The organism is Ancylobacter sp. Lp-2 (genome assembly GCF_020523795.1).
GTDB lineage: Bacteria > Pseudomonadota > Alphaproteobacteria > Rhizobiales > Xanthobacteraceae > Ancylobacter.
This window is the reverse complement of the sequence record NZ_JAJALI010000010.1, coordinates 1-17,161: the sequence shown is the minus strand read 5'-3', so window position 1 is coordinate 17,161 and position 17,161 is coordinate 1. Positions and strand designations below refer to the sequence as shown.

Annotated in this window: 15 protein-coding genes; 3 read left to right on the top strand and 12 right to left on the bottom strand. The window is 65.9% G+C overall.

The genetic code is table 11. The features are described 5' to 3' along the window. Positions 1-215: 215 nt before the first annotated feature. From LGR54_RS20625 to LGR54_RS20580, 10 genes are all read right to left on the bottom strand, one after another. Positions 216-1,340 carry an FAD-binding oxidoreductase gene (locus tag LGR54_RS20625; protein WP_230363851.1) on the bottom strand — a complete coding sequence of 375 codons (1,125 nt, stop codon included), beginning with the start codon at positions 1,338-1,340 and terminating at the stop codon, positions 216-218. After that, positions 1,324-2,730, bottom strand: a complete 1,407-nt coding sequence (locus tag LGR54_RS20620; protein ID WP_230363850.1) for an NAD(P)/FAD-dependent oxidoreductase — start codon at positions 2,728-2,730, stop codon at positions 1,324-1,326. The genes LGR54_RS20625 and LGR54_RS20620 overlap by 17 nt, the downstream gene beginning before the upstream one ends. Next, positions 2,727-3,035, bottom strand: coding sequence for a (2Fe-2S)-binding protein (locus LGR54_RS20615; protein ID WP_230363849.1), 309 nt, complete (start codon positions 3,033-3,035; stop codon positions 2,727-2,729). Before LGR54_RS20615 ends, LGR54_RS20620 begins: the two co-directional genes overlap by 4 nt. Positions 3,036-3,052: 17 nt before the next feature. Beyond that, positions 3,053-3,403, bottom strand: coding sequence for a RidA family protein (locus LGR54_RS20610; RefSeq protein ID WP_230363848.1), 351 nt, complete (start codon positions 3,401-3,403; stop codon positions 3,053-3,055). Between the two features lie 17 nt (positions 3,404-3,420). Next, entirely contained in the window at positions 3,421-4,386 is a 966-nt protein-coding gene (locus tag LGR54_RS20605; RefSeq protein WP_230363847.1) for an ABC transporter ATP-binding protein, read from the bottom strand. Positions 4,387-4,394: 8 nt separating this feature from the next. Then, positions 4,395-5,396 carry an ABC transporter ATP-binding protein gene (locus LGR54_RS20600; RefSeq protein WP_230363846.1) on the bottom strand — a complete coding sequence of 334 codons (1,002 nt, stop codon included), beginning with the start codon at positions 5,394-5,396 and terminating at the stop codon, positions 4,395-4,397. Continuing rightward, entirely contained in the window at positions 5,396-6,271 is an 876-nt protein-coding gene (locus tag LGR54_RS20595) for an ABC transporter permease (RefSeq protein WP_230363845.1), read from the bottom strand. Before LGR54_RS20595 ends, LGR54_RS20600 begins: the two co-directional genes overlap by 1 nt. 1 nt (position 6,272) lies before the next feature. Next, positions 6,273-7,211, bottom strand: coding sequence for an ABC transporter permease (locus LGR54_RS20590; RefSeq protein WP_230363844.1), 939 nt, complete (start codon positions 7,209-7,211; stop codon positions 6,273-6,275). A gap of 59 nt (positions 7,212-7,270) precedes the next feature. Further along, on the bottom strand, positions 7,271-8,842 hold the full coding sequence (locus tag LGR54_RS20585; RefSeq protein WP_230363843.1) for an ABC transporter substrate-binding protein: 1,572 nt from the start codon (positions 8,840-8,842) through the stop codon (positions 7,271-7,273). A gap of 159 nt (positions 8,843-9,001) precedes the next feature. Beyond that, a complete protein-coding gene (locus tag LGR54_RS20580; RefSeq protein WP_230363842.1) occupies positions 9,002-9,940 on the bottom strand; it encodes a LysR substrate-binding domain-containing protein in 939 nt (312 codons plus the stop codon). 1,434 nt (positions 9,941-11,374) lie between these two features. Between LGR54_RS20580 and LGR54_RS20575 the strand changes: the two genes are divergently transcribed. Then, positions 11,375-12,781, top strand: coding sequence for a TolC family outer membrane protein (locus tag LGR54_RS20575; RefSeq protein ID WP_230363841.1), 1,407 nt, complete (start codon positions 11,375-11,377; stop codon positions 12,779-12,781). A gap of 314 nt (positions 12,782-13,095) precedes the next feature. Here the strand turns inward: LGR54_RS20575 and LGR54_RS20570 are convergent, their stop codons facing one another. Continuing rightward, the gene (locus tag LGR54_RS20570; protein ID WP_230363840.1) at positions 13,096-13,725 is read right to left on the bottom strand and encodes a hypothetical protein; all 630 of its coding nucleotides are present in this window, start codon (positions 13,723-13,725) and stop codon (positions 13,096-13,098) included. A gap of 207 nt (positions 13,726-13,932) precedes the next feature. Here LGR54_RS20570 and LGR54_RS20565 point away from each other — a divergent pair, with 207 nt between their 5' ends. Next, positions 13,933-14,694 (top strand): response regulator, encoded by a 762-nt coding sequence (locus tag LGR54_RS20565; protein ID WP_230363839.1) that lies wholly within the window; start codon positions 13,933-13,935, stop codon positions 14,692-14,694. Next, positions 14,691-15,953 carry an ATP-binding protein gene (locus LGR54_RS20560; RefSeq protein WP_230363838.1) on the top strand — a complete coding sequence of 421 codons (1,263 nt, stop codon included), beginning with the start codon at positions 14,691-14,693 and terminating at the stop codon, positions 15,951-15,953. The genes LGR54_RS20565 and LGR54_RS20560 overlap by 4 nt, the downstream gene beginning before the upstream one ends. Before the next feature lie 119 nt (positions 15,954-16,072). Here the strand turns inward: LGR54_RS20560 and LGR54_RS20555 are convergent. After that, positions 16,073-17,161: BamA/TamA family outer membrane protein (locus tag LGR54_RS20555; protein ID WP_230363837.1), on the bottom strand; the 1,089-nt coding region annotated here is incomplete at its 5' end.

Below are 17,161 nucleotides of genomic sequence, written 5' to 3'. Positions count from 1 at the left end.
GCGACCGGCGAACACGATCAGGTGCCCCCCATGAAGGGCTGCGATCTGGTGGAGAGAGGCTGTGAGCCGCTACGCTGAAGGTACGTCAGTCTCCTCCAGCCCCTGCGCTTTCACGGTTTTCTCAAGATCGCGCCCCCTTCGCAGCCCGTCGTTCCTCGGCATCTTGCCGAGGCCGATAATCCGACGAGTGGCCACACCGCCGCACGGGATCGATCTTAGGCCACGCGCTCTTGGTGGTTCGGTTCGAAACGGGCGCGTGAGAAGGCCCGCATGTTCTGCGGGATGCGACCGTCCGCGATCCACCGAGCCGTGGCGAAGACATGGTTGCCGGCCAGCGAAACCCCGCTGTGACAGGTCACGAGGAAGGCACCTGGAGCAATCTCGTCATAGATGGGGCTCGCGTCGGGTGTCAGGATCCGCAAGGCGGCCCAACTGCGGACGACCGAGACCGACCTCAGCATCGGGACGAAGTCGAGGGCATTTCTTGCGATCCGCCGGGTGGTGCCGTAGCTGGTGGAAAGATCGAAGCCGACATCTTCCCAGCTCGTTCCGATGAGAAGCGTGCCGTCATCCGTCTGCCGGATTTGCTCCATCACGAGAGGGAACAATTGCGGCAGCCGCTCCGTCACCATGATCTGCCCCCGCATCGGCTTGACCGGGATCGAAATGCCGAGTTGCTCGCCGAGTCCGACATTGCCGAGGCCGGAGGCGAGCACGATGCGGTTGGCGGTCCATTCGCCGTCGGCCGTTTTTAGCCGATAAGCGGATGACCGTCGTTCGATTGCGGTGACGCCGGCATTGGGGGCGTATCGGCCTCCGAGTTGGACAAAGGCGCGATGCAGCGCCCGGAACAGCCGAATGGGATTGGCCTGGCCGTCATAGGCAGAGTAGCTGGCGCCCGCCACCTTGGGCCCGACCTGCGGTACCAGTTCGCGCAAGCGCCTGCTGTCGACCATCTCATACTCGTAGGGCTCGGCGGACTGCTCCGCCACCCGGGCCATCTGGGCGGCACGTGCGGCCAGATCGTCCTCCGTCATGCACAGGAACACGCCGCCGGGCTGTTCGAGGCCGACATCAAGGCCGGTGAACTCCTTGAGCCAGCGCGCGAGCTCGGGCCAGACACGCCCGGCCTCGCGTGCCCAAGGCGTATAGGGGGCCAGAAGATCGCCCTTGCCCTGAACCCACACCAAACCGAAATTGCCGCGGCTCGCCCGGATGGCGGCATCGCCCTCATCCAGGAGCACGGTATTCACGCCGGCCAGCCGGAGACCGCAGGCAATCGCGACGCCCACCAGACCGCCGCCGATGACGGCGACGTCGCATTCAGGCTGCATCGGCATGATCGGCCTCCTCGTCGGGTGCGGTGGCCAGTTCGGCCAACACCATCGGCTTGAGCGGGAAACGAGGGTGGTAGTTGCCAATCTCCTCGCGGGACTGACCGGTTTCCTCGGCGATGATCCTCGTCACCGCCGGCCCGCAGACGCGCCCCTGGCAGGGGCCCATGCCGCAGCGGGTGAACACCTTGGCCTGCGCCGGTCCCCTCGCACCGTCGCGCACGGCAGCGCGCACCTCATTCGCCGCGATACGCTCGCAGCGGCACACCACCACCTCGTCGGCGATCGGCGATTGGGCGGACAGCGCCGGCCGGTAGGCGTCGTCGAGGAAGTGGCGAAAGCGCCGCTCGGACAGCAGATGGCGGCGTTCCAGGCTCGCCAGTTGGTCACGTTGTGCCGGCCGAAGGCGATCGAGCGCGCTGGCAATCGCGAGAGCTGCGAGGCGCCCGCTATGCGGAGCGGCCGCAGCGCCGAGAATACCGGCGCAGTCGCCTATCGCGAAGGTGCCGGGACGGGACGTCTCGCCCCACGCATCGACCCGTGGCCGGAAGCTCGCCTGAGCGTCATCCCAGTCATGTGCGCAGCCAAGCGTCAGCGACAGCTGGATGTTCGGCACGATGCCCTCATGGCACAGAACGAGATCCACTGCGAGTTCGTGCGCCTGGCCTGCGGACGTGAAGCGGATGGCGCGTACCCGGGCATCTCCCTCTACCCGGATCGACCGGGCGTCGCGATAGACCGGGATGCCCGCCTGGCGAATGGCAGCGAGAAAGCCGAGGCCCTTGGCGACGGACGCCCGGTGTTCCAGCAGAGCCGGCCCATGCGAGAATGCCGTGCGGATCGGTGTGCGGCGGCCGGTCTCGACGATGGCCGCCGGCAGTGCCCCGAGATCGATTAGCTGCTTCGCAAGCAACAGCAACAGTGGGCCGTTTCCGCACAGCACATAGCGGCCGTCGGGAACGAGGCCGGATTGCTTCATCAGTAGCTGGGCGGCACCAACTCCCATGACCCCCGGCAACGTCCAACCCGGGAGCGGCATCGCTCTCTCGATGGCCCCGGTCGCGAGAACCAGATGGCGCGTCCGCAACCGGCGGATCGTTCCCCCGCTGTCATAGCTGACGACATCTGCGTCGATGCGCGAGACGGCGCTGGAGGGCCGCACGTCGAGGCCGGAGCTGATCGCCTCACGCAGCCAGGCGGCCCCTGAAGCATAGTCCTTTCCGAGGCTCATCGAGCGCGCGAAAGCACCGCCGAGCGCACCACGATAAATGTTGCCGCCGGCCTCGGGACGTTCGTCCAGCAGGACCGAGGCGATACCGAGTTCGCGCAGCGAGGCGGCGGCGGCCGCTCCGGCTGGTCCGGCGCCGATAATCACGGCGTCTACGGTCTCGATCATGGCGTGAGCTCCGTCAGTTCGCGCAGGCCGAGCTGCCGCTCCACGCGCATGCCGTTACGGACTTCGATGAGGCAGGCTTGCCGGTTGGCGAGCCCGTCGATCGTCACCAGGCAGTCGAAGCAGACGCCCATCAGGCAGAAAGGCGCCCGCGGTTCCCTGTCGAGTGCGGTGAGGCGATAGGGCGCGACGTCCGCCAGCAGTAGCGCGGCGGCCACCGTGTCGCCGGTGCGGGCCGCGACCGGTCGGCCATCGACCATTATCTCGACACGGCCGGCATCGGCGATGTTGTTGTGGCGCTTGAACATGATGCAGGCTCTCGCACTCAACTCGCGGCGGCGATCGCCGAGACTTCCAGACGATAGGGACCGTCGAGGTCCGACACGCCGACCGTGGCACGGGCCGGCAGCTCATGCGGTGCGAAGCGCCGCTTCCACACCTCGTTCATCGTCGCCTTGTCCGCCATGTCGGTCAGGAAGATCGTGGCCGACACGACGTGCCCGATCGATGACCCCGCTTCCCTGAGATAGGTTTCGAGACGATCCAGCACCTGCTCGGTCTGCGTGGTCATGTCGGCCGTACCGTCCTGCGCGACGATGCCGGACAGAAAAACGAAGCCGCCATGCACTACTGCACGATGGAAGATTGCCGTGCGCTGGTAGCGTTCGATGCTCATTGGGATACTCCGTGAAATCAGGCGGCCGGCATCAGGCGGACGGTGCCGGCGAAATGGCAGTGGGCCGAGGCCTCGCCGATGGACATGACGGGCGGTTCGCTCGCGCAGATGCTGGCCGCGGCGGGGCAGCGGGTGCGGAAGCGGCAGCCGCTCGGTGGGCGCGCCGGGCTCGGCACGTCGCCCTCGAGCAGGATGCGGCGGCGCTGCCTTTCGATCCGGGGATCGGGATCGGGCACCGCGCTGAGCAGTGACTGCGTGTAGGGGTGGAGCGGTTGCGAATAGACGCTGGCGCTCGGCCCGGCCTCCATGATCTGGCCGAGATACATCACATAGACGCGGCTTGCCGCCTGCCGGACCACGGCGAGATCGTGGGCGATGAAGAGGATCGCCAGCCCCTTTTCGTCGCGCAGCTTCAGGAACAGGTTCATGATCTGCGCGCGGATCGATACGTCGAGCGAGGATACCGGCTCGTCGCAGATCAGCACCTTCGGCTCCACCACCAGCGAGCGAGCGATGCAGACCCGCTGGCGCTGGCCACCCGACAGCTCGCGGGGCTGGCGTTCCAGGATGTCGAGCGGCAGCCCCACCTCTTCCATGAGGCTACGGGCGCGCAGCATGCGGGCGCGGGCATTGTGTTCGCCGGCGATCTGCAAGGCCTCGTCTATTGCCTGCCCGATGGTCTGCGACGGGGTAAGGGCCGTATAGGGATCCTGAAAGATGTACTGCGCCTGCAGCCTTGCCTGACGACGGCGGGAGCCGCGCAGGGTGAGCACATCGACGCCGTTGATCAGGACGCGGCCGGCAGAGGCGCGCTCCAGTCCAACAATCGTGCGGCCGAGTGTGGATTTGCCGCAGCCCGACTCGCCGACCAGCCCGACGAGTTCGCCCGCTTCCACATTGAGACTGATACCGTCGCAGGCCCGGATATCTTCTCCCGAGGCGCGATCCTTGAAGGTCACGGAGAGATTTTCGATCGAGAGCATGAGGAACCTCAGCGCGTGGCGGCGAGCGCCGCTCGGACGTTCGCGAAGCACGCTGCGGCGTGCGTCCCGGCGACGGGTTGAAGGGGCGGACGGGCGCTGCCACAGGCCTCCAGCGCGACCGAGCAACGCTCCTCGAAGGCGCATCCCTTCAGCGGTCTGGACAGGTCCGGCGGCAGGCCGGGCAACCCGCGAAACGGCGCGCCGAGCGGCGTGTCGAGGCGCGGCACCGAGGCGAGCAGCCCGCGCGTGTACGGATGCGAAGGCTGCACCAGAACGTCGTCGGCCGAGCCGATCTCGACGATGGCGCCCGCATACATGACGGCAATGGCATCCGCCATGCCGGCCACCACGCCGATATCGTGGCTGATCAGCACGATGGCCATGCCGATCCGCTTCTGCAGCTGGCGCAGCAGGCTGATGATCTGGGCCTGGACCGTCACGTCGAGCGCCGTGGTGGGCTCGTCTGCGATCAGCAGCTTCGGCTCGGCGGCGATCGCGGCGGCGATGACCACTCGTTGGCGCATGCCGCCCGACAGTTCGTGGGGATATTGCGACAGCCGCGCCACCGGATCGGGTATTCCGACCATCTTCAGCAGTTCGGCGGCATGGGCGGAGGCGGCGCGCGCGGTCATGCCGAGATGCTGTTCGGCGACCTCCATGATCTGGCTGCCGATCCGCCGCGCCGGGTTCAGGGCGCTGAGCGGATCCTGGAAGATCACGCCGATATCCTTGCCTCGATGGGAGGCGATCTGGTTCACGCCGTCGCCGAGCACCAGCTTCCCGTCGAAGCGTACTTCGCCGGTGATGTCGGCGGTAACGCCGGGCGGGAGCAGGCCGAGCGGGGCGAGATTGAGGATGGTCTTGCCCGAGCCGCTCTCGCCGACGATCGCCAGCGTGCGGCCCGCCGCGACACTGTAGGTAACGGCGCGCGATGCGCGAACCGTGGCACGCTCGGTGTGCAGCGTGACGTCGAGGTTGCTGACGTCCAGCAATGCTTCCGAAGAGCTCATCAGATCTCTCCCTCGCGCAGGAGAAGCTGGCGCCGGCGTTCGAGGGCCTTGGCGCCGATGGCGCGCGGCGCACGATAAAGGGCGAGGCCTTCTCCGAGCAGGTTGAAGCCGATCACCATGATGGTGAGGGCGAGGCCGGGCAGGATGACCTGCCGGGGCGATTCCTCGAGATAAGGCAAGGCATCGACCAGCATCTGGCCCCATTCCGCCATGGGCGGCTGCACGCCGAGGCCGAGAAAGCTCAGCGTGGCGATGGTGAGGGCCAGCACGCCGGCATCCGCGCTCGCATAGACGAGAATGGCGCTGAGGGCCGTCGGGGCGAGATGCCGGAAGATGATGCGCGGGTGGCTGGCGCCAAGCACCCACAGGCTCTCTATATGCGGCTGGTGGACGGTGGCGGCGACGGTGGCGCGGCTGAGACGGGCGTAGCTCGGCACCCAGGCGATGGTCAGCGCGAGGATCATGTTCCAATAGCCCGGCCCGAACACCCCGATCACGGCCAGGGCGACGATCATGCTCGGAACGCTCAGCCCGAAATCGACGAACCGCATCAATGCCTCGTCCACCAATCCGCCGACATAGCCGGACAGGGTGCCGATGAGCCCCCCGACGCACATGGCGAAAAGGATGACGGTGGCGACGGCGACGAGCGTCGTGCGGGCGCCCATGATGAGACGGCTCATCGTGTCCCGACCGAGATGATCGGTGCCTAAGGGATGTTCAAGCGAGAAGCTTTCATTGCTCGCCATCAGATCCTGGCTCGTCGGATCGTGGGGGACGATCCACGGGGCGGTCGCGCCCACGAAGACGAAGAAGCCGATCAGGAACACCGCCGGCAGGCCGATGCGACGGGCGATGCGAAAGAGGGTGGACATGTCAAGCGCTCCTCGGCCGCCGCTGCTTCGGATCGATCGTCAGGACGATGAGATCGACGACGAAGTTCACCAGGATGAAGAACATCGAGAACAGCAGCAGGCTGGATTGAAGGACCTGGTAGTCACGGAAGCGGGCCGCCTCGACGAAATAGGAGGCGACGCCCGGCCAGGCGAAAATGGGTTCGATGACGATGGCCGCCTGCACCATGAAGGCGAAGTGGATGCCGAAGGCGTTGACCACCACAGGCAGCACGTTCGGCACCGCATCCCGCACCAGAATGCGGCCGCGGCTCATGCCCTTGGCAAGCGCGGTGGTGACGTAGGGGCGGCTCATGGCGCTCTCCAGCGCCACACGCGTCACCCGGCTGATCAGCGCTCCCGGCACGATACCGATGGCCAGTGCCGGCAGGATCCACGAGGACGGGCCGTCGAAACCATAGGTCGGCAGCACCTTCAGGAGCACGCCAAAGGCATAGACGAGCAGGGCGGCGATGAAGAATTTCGGCATGGAAGCGCCGACCAGCGCCAGGGCGCGCACACCCCGGTCAACCATGCCGCCCGGCCAGAGCGCACCCAGCAGGCTGAAGCCGAGCCCTATGGTCAGCGCGACCGTGGCGCCGGCAAGGATCAGCACGAAGGTCGGCGCCGCGCGGCGCAGCAGCGCCGGCCCCACCGGTTCGCCGGTCCGCAGGGAGCGGCCGAGGTCGCCGCGGAGCGTGTCCCCGAGCCAGCGGCCGTAACGGACAAGGATCGGATCCTTGAGGCCGTATTCTTCCTCGACCTGATGGACGATCTCGATGGAGACCGTTGCCGAGCGCTGCTCGGCGATCACCAGAGCGACATTGCCGGGAAAGGCGGCGATAAGCAGGAAACAGAACACCGAAGCGATGACGATCAACATCATGGCGCCGATGAATCGCTTGTAGACGAGCTTCAACATGGTCTCGATCCACCCGATTGGCGAAGGGAGCCGCGGCTCGACGCCGCGGCGCAGCGACCTCAGCCGGCGACGAGCTTGATGCCTTCGTGGGGCATTTCGTATTCGGTCGCCGGGATCGAGAAGTTCGAGACGCGCTTGCCGTGCGCCCACAGCCGCGTCGCGTGATAGATCGGCGCGATGGCGTGGTTCTGCTCAAGCCAGTCGTAGAAGGCCTGGTAGGCGGCGGCGCGAGTGCCTTCGGTCGCGGTGAGCGCGGCGTTGACGAGCGGATCGAGCTTCGCCGCATCCATGAACATCTTGCCGTCGGTACCCGTCCGATAGGTCGACAGAAAATAGGTGGTCAGCGAGCTGTGCGGGTCGTAGGGCGCGCCCGCGGTGATGAACAGCGCCAGATCATATTTGAGCTGGGGGATGTCATCGTGGCGGCTGACATGATCGACGAGGCGCAGGTCGACGTCGATGCCTGCTTCGCGCACGAAATTCTGAATCACCTCGCCAAGGGCGCGCGAACCTGCAACGGCGTCCTCGGAGATGACGAGTTCCAGCTTGAGCGGCGTGCCGTCCTTGGAGCGCACGCCGGCCCCCTTCCAGCCGGCCTCTTCCAGCAGGGCCTTGGCGCGGGCGACGTCACGCTTGGGGACCGGCAGGCGCCGCCCGGAATCCGGAATGACCGACGGGAAGAGATTCATGGTCGGCGTGGCGAAGCCCTTGAGCAGCTTCTCGCAGATCGCCGCGCGGTCGAGGCAGAGGCTGACCGCCTCGCGAACCCGAGGATCCTGCAGGATGGGGCGTTCGGGATTGAAGCCGAGGACCAACGTGTCGGTGCCCGTGGCGGTCTCAACCGCCAGGCCGGAGGCTTCCAGCGTTCGGGCGTCCTGCGGGCTCAATGCGGCGACGAAAACACCGCCGGTAATGTCGATTTGTCCGGCGCGCAGCGCGTCGACACGGCTGCGGGCGTTGGGGATCACGACCAGGGAAACCGCTTCGAAAGCCGGCTTCTCACCCCAATAGCCATCATTGCGGACCAGCTCGGTACGTTCGGCGTCGTTGCGGACGACTTTCCACGGGCCGGTGCCGACCGCTTCCTTGAAGGTGCCGTCGGCGGCGACCGCCTTCGGGCTCAGGAAGCGCACCGGGCGCACGGTGGTGAGTTCGGCGAGAGCGGAGGGTACCGGATTCTTGAGGTGAAGCACGACCTCGTACGGACCGACGATCTGAAGCCGGTCATAGGCGGCGGAGACGAGAAGCCAGCTGTGGTCCTCCTTGCCGATCCAGCGATCGAGGTTCCACTTGAGCGCTTCGGCGTTCCAGGGCGTGCCGTCGCTGAAGGTCACGCCCTCGCGCAGCTTGAAGGCGAGCGCCTTGCCATCTTCAGATACCGACCAGGACGTGGCCAGCGCCGGCTCGAGCTTGCCTCCCTGGCCGTAGCGCACCAGCGGCTCGAAGATCATCGACTGCACCGCCCAGATCGCCTTGTATACCGTCGGATCGAGATTGCCGGTCTGGCGGTTGAGGGCGATGCGAAGGGTGGTTGCATCGCCCGCGGCGAACGCCGGAAGTTCGATGCCCGACACCAGGGCCGTAGTGAGCAGACCACTTGAAATTAGAAAGGTACGACGTGTCGTGTTCATGAAGTTCCCCTGTGGCCGGACCGATCTGGAAGTCCTTCAAGGACGTGAGCCCTTGTGGCGGCTTCGGCATCCGTAAAGCCGAGCCATCGGCGAGAGGAACCTTCACCTCGCAACGTTTCTAAATCCAATGCGAAAGCGGGGGCAGTTCATATGGAAAAGTTATGAACTGCTCTCCGGCTGGGCACTGGTCGTTTTGGAGGCGTTCCCCGAAAGCTCGCGCACGACGTGGTCCATGAACAGGGCGACGGGGCGCGACGGGGTTGAACCGCGTTGACGGTAGATGCTGTAGCCAATGGACAGCTGCGGGCGGAAGGGACGGACAATGATCCCTTGAACAGGCATCATGGCCGTCGACAGCTGATCGATGAGAGCGACGCCGCCGGTCGAGTCGACAAAGGCCAGCGCGGCGCTGGCGAGGTTGGTCTCGATTCCGGCCCGCAGATCGATCCCGCTTGCCCGGCACAAGTGCTGGATCTGCACGCTGAGAGGGTCGGAAGGCAGGAGAGATATCAGGTTCTCCCCGGGCAGATCGCCAAGCGAGATCAACGGCTTCGTCGCCAGCCGATGGTCGGCCCGCATCGCACAGACGATCGGGACCGGCGGCATCTGCCGCCGCACGATCGCCGGGTTTTCCGTTTCCACCGTAACCCCTATGGCGACGTCGATCTGCCCGCGTCCTACCCATTCGATCAGCGTCTGGGTCGCGCGCACATTGAGCGTCGCTGTCAGATCGGGATGTTCCGCGAGAAAGCCCGCGATGATCCGCGGTCCAAGACCGCTGCCCAGCGCGGGCAGGATGCCGATGTTCAGCCGGCCCGTGCGCAGGTCCCGGATGTCCTTGGCAACGCGATCGATCTCCCGGATCGACACGAAGGAGCGCTCCACCTCGGTGAATAGCGTCACCGCCTCGGCAGTGGGCAGCAAGCGCTGGCGATGGCGGCGGAACGCTGTGAAGCCGGCCTTGGCCTCGAACTGCGCGAGCAGCTTCGACACGCCGGGCTGCGAGATGTCGAGGAATTCGGCCGCCCGCGTCACGGTGCCGTGGCGCATCACCGCCGCGAAGGCTTCCACCTCGCGAATAGAGAACCCCTTCTTCATTTTCGTGAGCTTATCAACCTGTGCAGCACCTTGTGACTCGGTATGCCGAGCAAACTATTGCACGTTTCAGTTTATTCTCCGCCGGCAACGCCATCTTGGCGGTGCCGAAGACTGAATTCGTCGAGGAGGTGTTCAGGCTACCGGCGGTCATCATTGCCGATCCCGCGTCCGGCACCCCGCTCGTCATTCCCGGCCGAACCGGCGACGCTCATGGGCGGGCGGCCCAGGAGCAGGGGTGGGTGGCAACCGCCGCTTGCCTTCCGCCGGCACCGGAGCATCGCACCGGCCGAAAACGCCTGTCTCGGCGTATCGGAACGTCTCGCGTGCCGGGTCTGGGCCACACCGATCCACCCGCGCAAGGTACCGCGAGGACGAGCCGACGAGGCGCCCCTCGCCGCGTTCAGCCTTTCCGCGCCTGGCTGGCACACGTCCGATGGCATGATGGGTCGATCGGCCGCCCTGGTTCGGCATTCCATTCGCCTGCACGCCCCACCCGTCGCGGGGAGCAAGGTTGAGATACCCAAAGAAACACAGCGGAAACAACTCGTAACACCGCCAGCCAAGACAGCGCGCTAGGCTGCGCACGGCTTGATGGTCGCACAACACATCAGGCTCGGCCGGGCACCGAGCAATTGCCGCGCGACGTGTCCGGCCGCACCGCATCTGGACGGGCTTCTGGCGCTCGGGCCGATCCGTCGAGTCGTCTGGCGCCATCACCCGAGCCGAGTATGGCCATCCCCGTGTCCTTGGGCGCGGCGCAACTCCCTGCAGCAGAATGTACATTGAACAACTGAGGCCGCATATTCAGGTGAGAGGCCGGCGAAGAATGAGCGAGAGCTTGACGCCGCCCATGCTGGCTGGACTTCGCGCGATAGAAGCGACGCCGCTGACTGTCCTGATGCTGAGAGGGAAGGCCAATTTGGGGGCCCTGTATAAGCCAATGAGCAGGGGGACGCTCGATGCGCTTCAGCGACGCGGACTGTGCCAGCTCACCACTATTCAAGGCGCGCACTATACTTACGCCATAACCCGGGCCGGACGCCTCGCTCTCGACGAGAGAGACACGGAGGCTGTCGCGCCGCCCCCGAGCCGCGATTAGCGCCCACCGGGACAGAGCGATGAGCGCTTCCCGCCCGCCCCGTTCGGATGATCCCACCCGATCTTCCGCCAGCCGACACCTGGATCGCGAAGGCGGGTGCCAAGACGCCGGAGACCGTCGTCGTTCTCGTCACGCCTTCATTCCAGCATTGGGAAACCCAATCGGCGCGCCCCTGCCATAAATATGGAGACTATTAAGTTTCCCAATTCGTTGGTAGGGTCACGAACCATGGAAAACCGGATGGAGTGACGGCTCCATTCCGGTGAGGGCCAGACGAGCTATCCCGCCCCTGCGGATTGGCGCGTCTGGCCCCGATTTTTGAACAGAGGGCAACGATGGATCCTAACCCTAGGGCATCGAAGCGTTTTTTCGCGACACTGCTTTTTCTCGGCTCGGCCGCCTCCCTGTCCGGCGTACATGCGCAGACGCTCGATCAGGCCTTGGTCTCGGCCTACAACGCCAACCCGTCCCTGAACTCGCAACGCGCGGCCACCCGCGCGACCGACGAGTATGTGCCGATCGCGCTGAGCGGCTATCGCCCGCAAATATTCGGCAGCGCGTCGATCGGCACGCAATGGGTGGAGGGGCGCTACGACACCGGATCGGGCTCGGCGATTTCCCACTACAAGACCGACCCGTCGAGCGTCGGCATCACCATCAGCCAGACCATCTATGACGGGCTGAAAACCGCCAGCTCGGTTCGCGCCGCCGAATCGCAGGTGAAAGGCCAGCGAGAATTGCTGCGCAACACCGAGCAGAGCGTACTGCTCGATGCCGCCACCGCCTATATGAACGTGCTGCAGAATTCCGCCCTGGTCGACCTGCGCAAGCAGAACCTGGCGGCGTTCCAGGAGGAGCTGCGCTCGGCACGCCAGCGCTTCTCGGTCGGCGAGATCACCAACACCGACGTCGCCCAGGCCGAGGCCAGCGTCGCCAATGCGCAGAGCACGCTGGCGCAGGCGACCGCCGACCTGAACACCGCCAATGCCGTGTTCCAGCGGGTGACCGGACTGAAGGCGAACAAGCTGAGCCCGGGCCGGCCGATCGATCCGCTGCTGCCGAAGACCGTCGACGCGGCGGTGGCGCTCGGGCTGTCGCGGCATCCCGCCATTCTCGCCGGCCAGCATGCGGTGGATCAGGGGCAGGCGAATGTGAAGGTCTCGGAGGCCGCGCTGTCGCCGACCCTGACGCTGAATGGCGAGGCCGCCTCGCAGTATAATTACTACGACGACGGCGATCCCATCGCGCGCGGGACCAGCGCCGCCGCTACGCTCAATCTCTCGGTGCCGATCTATCAGGGCGGCTCGGAATTCGCCAATATCCGCGAAAGCAAGGAGTTGCTGAGCCAGTCGCGGATCGAGGTCGACGTGGACCGCGTCCAGGTGCGCGCCAATGTCGTGCAGTATTGGGGCGCGCTGCAGGCCGCGAAGGACGCCATCGAGTCGGCACAGGCCTCCGTCGCCGCCAACGAGATCGCCCTGCGCGGCGTGCGCGAGGAATGGCGCGTCGGCCAGCGCACGACGCTCGACGTGCTGAATGCCCAAACGTCGCTGTTCGACGCCCGCTCCAGCCTTGTCACCGCCCAGCGTGACAGGGTGGTAGCCTCCTACACCCTGTTGTCCGCGGTCGGCGAGCTCAACGCCACCAAACTGACGCTCAAGGTCGCGACCTATAATCCGAAGACCCACTACAATCAGGTGCGTGACGCCTGGATCGGCGTGCGCACGCCCGGCGGCCAGTAACGGCCTTTATCGGCGCCGCCTGCTGGGAGCGGGAGCGGCGGCAGGCAAACGCCGGCCGCCTGTCGAGGGCGGACGGGGCCCGGTCGCGCCTTCTCTCGTCCTCGAAGATGTTCGCTCGAAGACGTTCGGGAGCCGGCCGACGGCGGCTGCCCACCGGCGACACCGGGACATGTCAAAGCCCCCATCGAGCCTATGCCGGGCTCGATGGGGGCGTGCAATTTGGCCGGAGACCTATGCGGTCCGCCTCCGGCGATTTCGTCAAAAGCATACGGCGGACGCTCGCCCTGCGAACGTCCGCCGTGGCCAGGAGCCTGTCAGGGGTTGGACGTACAGGCTCCCGTTGCCTCCGGACAATCATTGACCGGAGGCATCTGATCAGCGTCGGGCGCAGGGCGGGCCAAAGGGGCAAATGTCCGTCCGGCGTGCCTCAGCCGATCAAATTGTTCGGTAGTCAATTGGCTGCGCAATCCGTCGATGGCGACCATCAGGCGACGGGCGGCGTCGCCCTTGTCGACCAGTCGGCGCGCCAGATCCTCGCCGGGCAGCAGCGCCTCGCCATGAGGCGGCCGTCCACCGGGCGGGCCCATGCGCGGAGGCGGCTCGAGGCCCGGTGCAAAATCTGGCGGGGCCAGCGCGGCCTGGAAGGCGTTGGTATAGGCGCGCCAGGCGTCGAGCTGCGATGCCGTGATGCCGATATAGGTTTCCAATGCCGAGAGATAGGAGGCCAGACCGAATGCCGGCCCGATCGGCGGAACGAGGGGAACATCGAGCTCGCTCATCCGCGTCGGCGCCAACAGTTCCGGTGGCGGGGAAGGCTCCCGAGCGCTGACGCAATGCACGATCGTATTGGAAGCCGCGGCCATCTGCGCGATCGCCGGGCCTGGCGGGGCGATGGCCGTGCAGAGGACCAGGGCAGCGAAACGGGTCGGCAGACGTGAGAACATCCAATCCTCGTGGACCGTTGAACCCGGCTAATCTGGCATCCTCGCTTTGCCCCCGAAGGTCCGAACATTGCCGAATGTAAACGGCGACAATTTTGTTATGTCCAAGCGTTGCCTGATCTGCCCCAAAGCTGCCTATTGTCTATATCGCGTTGAAAATGCGCCACATTCTTCACCGAGACCTGCGGTGGTTCGATTTGGAGGCGAGATTTGGAGACGGCCCCGCACATTCTCGTCGTCGATGACGACCACGCCATTCGCACATTGCTCGGCCGCTATCTTCAGGAGCAGGGATTCCGTGTGTCGCTGGCACCGGACGGCCGGCACGCCGACGAGGCCATCGCATCGCAGCCGATCGACCTCGTGGTGCTGGATCTCATGTTGCCGGACATGCCGGGCCTCGACCTCTGCCGGCTTCTACGCAGTCGCTCGCAGGTGCCGATCATTCTTCTCACCGCCCTGAAGGAGGAGGTCGATCGTATCATCGGCCTTGAGATCGGCGCGGACGACTATCTGGGAAAGCCCTTTAATCCGCGCGAATTGCTGGCCCGCATCCGGGCTGTCTTGCGACGGACGGCCTCGCGCCCGCCCGTGGCGGATCCCCCGCCGCCTCCCACGGACGGCGGACCGGTCTATTGCTTCGCCGGCTTCGTCGCCGAACCCGGAACCCGGGAATTGGTCGATGCGAGCGGAGCCGATGTTCAGCTGACCGGGGCCGAATTCGATCTGCTCGTGGCCTTTCTCGAGCGCCCGGGTCGAATGCTGTCCCGCGACCAGTTGCTCGATATTACGCAAGGCCGCAATGCCTCGCCGTTCGATCGCTCGATCGACGTGCTCGTCAGCAGACTGCGCCGCAAGCTCGGCGATGCCGGGAGCTTCCGTATCCTGAAGACGCTGAGAAATGGCGGCTATCAGCTTTCGGTGCCGGTCGAGACGCGGGCCGCGTCCGTGAAATCGAGGGATGTGCCGTGAACCGGCTCCGCACCAAACTCACGCTCTTGCTGGTCGCCGCCCTCCTGCTCGTGTCCGTCGTCGCGACCACCCTGTCCTTCCTGCTGCTGACCCCTCCCCGTTTCGACGAAATCGAGGATGCGGTCGCATCTCAGTGGGCGCTGGTCGCCGATCTGGTCGCGCATGGCAACGTGCCGGTCCCGATGTCCGATCGCGTGATCGGCGTGCACGCGCAACCGCCATCGGGAGAGGTGCTGGAAGCGCCGACACACGGAATAAACGCCGCGCTTGCGACCCGGGGGCGGCCGGAGAGGATCGCCGTCTACAAGGCTCCCGAAGCCTCCTGGCCGGTGCTCGCCGGCCGTCTGGCGGATGGGCGCTGGCTGTGGCTGCCGTTGGCGGCACCGCCCGAGCCGCGCAATCAGCATTGGGCCCTGTTCGGCTGGGTGCTCGCCATGCTGATCGGCACGACACTGGTGATGCTGATTGCGGTGCGCCGCCTTACCGCGCCGCTCGCCCTGCTCGAGCGCACGGTTGCCACCATCGGCCCGGGTGGCGAGATATCGCCGCTGGCGGAAAACGGCCCCGAAGAGGTCCGCGCCGCGGCCCGGGCGATCAATCTGCTCGCCTCACGGCTGAAACAGGCGATGGAAAGCCGCATTCGCCTTGTAGCGGCGGCGGGACACGACCTGCGCACCCCGATGACACGGATGCGGCTGCGCGCCGAGTTCCTGCCCGATGAGGACCGCGACATCTGGATCGGCGACCTCGATGAACTCAACCGCATTGCCGATAGCGCGATCCAACTGGTGCGCGAGGAGGTGGAGGGCTCGACACGCAGCCCGATACGGCTCGACACGCTGGTGCGCGACGTCACCGACGAGCTCCGGGAGGTCGGCCTGGCCATCCGCCTGGATTCGACCGTTGAGGTGAGTATCCAGGCTCGGCCGCTGTCGCTGCGGCGCGCCATCCGCAACCTGACGATCAATGCCGCGACGCATGGTGGCGGCGCCCATATCGCCGTCTCCTCCGCCGAAGGCGAAGCGCGGGTCACCATCTCCGATCGCGGGCCGGGAATTCCCGAGGCGTTGATGGGGCAGGTCTTCGAGCCGTTCTTCCGCGTCGATCCCGCGCGCGGAGCCGAGATACCCGGTGCCGGGCTCGGCCTCGCCATCGCGCGCGAAATCGCCATCGGCAATGGCGGACGCCTTATACTGCAGAACCGCCCGGAGGGTGGATTGGTCCAGCATCTGTCGTTCCCGGCCGCCAGCCCGACCTGAGACGACCACCCTGCCTGCGGCAGGATCGACTTCGCGGCCCAGTACACCGTTGGCAGGAGGTCCGCCGTCGTGGCCAGCGAACCGGCCACGACGGCGGTCTTCGAGCGAAACAATATGGCTCAGAATTTGGTGCCGCCGCTGAAGCGGAACGACTGCGTCTGGTCGTAGTCTTCCTTGGTCAGCACCCACGCATAGTCGAAGCGCAGCGGGCCGAAGGGCGACTTCCAGATCAGGCTGACACCGACCGAGGAGCGGATCGAGTCGCTGTCGGCGACGCAGACATTGGCGTAGCCCTTGGTCTTGGAACCCGAGATCGAGCTGCAGTCGACGAGATTGTCCTGCCAGCCGGAGACATTCTCGAAGGTCGTGCCGCCCTCATATCCCCACAGCGAGCCGGCATCGGCGAACAGTGCGGCGCTGATGCCCGCCTCCTTCGGCAGGAAGGAGAGCGGGAACTGCAACTCCGCCGAGGCCCCCCAGTAGAGCGTGCCGCCCAACGCATCCGGATCCGAGCCGTCGAGGCCGGAGGCCAGATCGCGCGGACCGATACCGTTCGATTCGAAGCCGCGGACGAGGTCGGGGCCTTTGAAGAAGTTGTCGAGGATGCGCAGATCGTCGCCGCCCCAGGACGACACGTTACCTGCCTGGCCGCGCACCATGAAGACCACATCGCCGAAGGCGGGCATGTACCAGCGGGAATCGAAGGTGGAGCGGATGTAGTTCACGTCGCCGCCGACGCCGGCCAGATCCTGCTTGAACTCAAGTAGGTAGCCGTTCGTGGGACTAACGTTGCTGTCCAGCATGTTGTAGCTGAGCGTGTAGCCGATCGCCGAGGTGATGTAGGCCTGATTGTTGATTTCGAGCAGGGCCCATGACGGCGTGCCGTAATCCTCGATGATGTCCTCGTCGATCGAGATTTCCTTCTGCGACAGCGTGTAGCGCAGGCCGAGGGTCAACTCGTCAGTGAGCGGCAGGCCGACGCGCAGCGTGCCGCCACCGGTCGTCGTGTCATAGGGGCTCGAACTGGTGGCTTCCGTCACCCGCCAGGACAGGTCGAAACCGGCGGAGATGCGGGAGTCGAGGAAATAGGGCTCGGTGAAGTTGAAGTCGATGCCATGAGTATCCTCGCCCAGCGTGCCGGCGAGGCGGACATACTGGCCGCGGCCGAGGAAGTTCTTCTCCGACACCGCCACTTCGCCGATGAAGCC

Coding starts and splice junctions, on each gene's coding strand:
- LGR54_RS20595 (WP_230363845.1), bottom strand. CDS start 6,271: ATGTCCACCCTCTTTCGCATCGCCCGTCGCATCGGCCTGCCGGCGGTG.
- LGR54_RS20615 (WP_230363849.1), bottom strand. CDS start 3,035: ATGTTCAAGCGCCACAACAACATCGCCGATGCCGGCCGTGTCGAGATA.
- LGR54_RS20580 (WP_230363842.1), bottom strand. CDS start 9,940: ATGAAGAAGGGGTTCTCTATTCGCGAGGTGGAAGCCTTCGCGGCGGTG.
- LGR54_RS20575 (WP_230363841.1), top strand. CDS start 11,375: ATGGATCCTAACCCTAGGGCATCGAAGCGTTTTTTCGCGACACTGCTT.
- LGR54_RS20610 (WP_230363848.1), bottom strand. CDS start 3,403: ATGAGCATCGAACGCTACCAGCGCACGGCAATCTTCCATCGTGCAGTA.
- LGR54_RS20625 (WP_230363851.1), bottom strand. CDS start 1,340: ATGCCGATGCAGCCTGAATGCGACGTCGCCGTCATCGGCGGCGGTCTG.
- LGR54_RS20570 (WP_230363840.1), bottom strand. CDS start 13,725: ATGTTCTCACGTCTGCCGACCCGTTTCGCTGCCCTGGTCCTCTGCACG.
- LGR54_RS20620 (WP_230363850.1), bottom strand. CDS start 2,730: ATGATCGAGACCGTAGACGCCGTGATTATCGGCGCCGGACCAGCCGGA.
- LGR54_RS20605 (WP_230363847.1), bottom strand. CDS start 4,386: ATGCTCTCGATCGAAAATCTCTCCGTGACCTTCAAGGATCGCGCCTCG.
- LGR54_RS20585 (WP_230363843.1), bottom strand. CDS start 8,842: ATGAACACGACACGTCGTACCTTTCTAATTTCAAGTGGTCTGCTCACT.
- LGR54_RS20600 (WP_230363846.1), bottom strand. CDS start 5,396: ATGAGCTCTTCGGAAGCATTGCTGGACGTCAGCAACCTCGACGTCACG.
- LGR54_RS20590 (WP_230363844.1), bottom strand. CDS start 7,211: ATGTTGAAGCTCGTCTACAAGCGATTCATCGGCGCCATGATGTTGATC.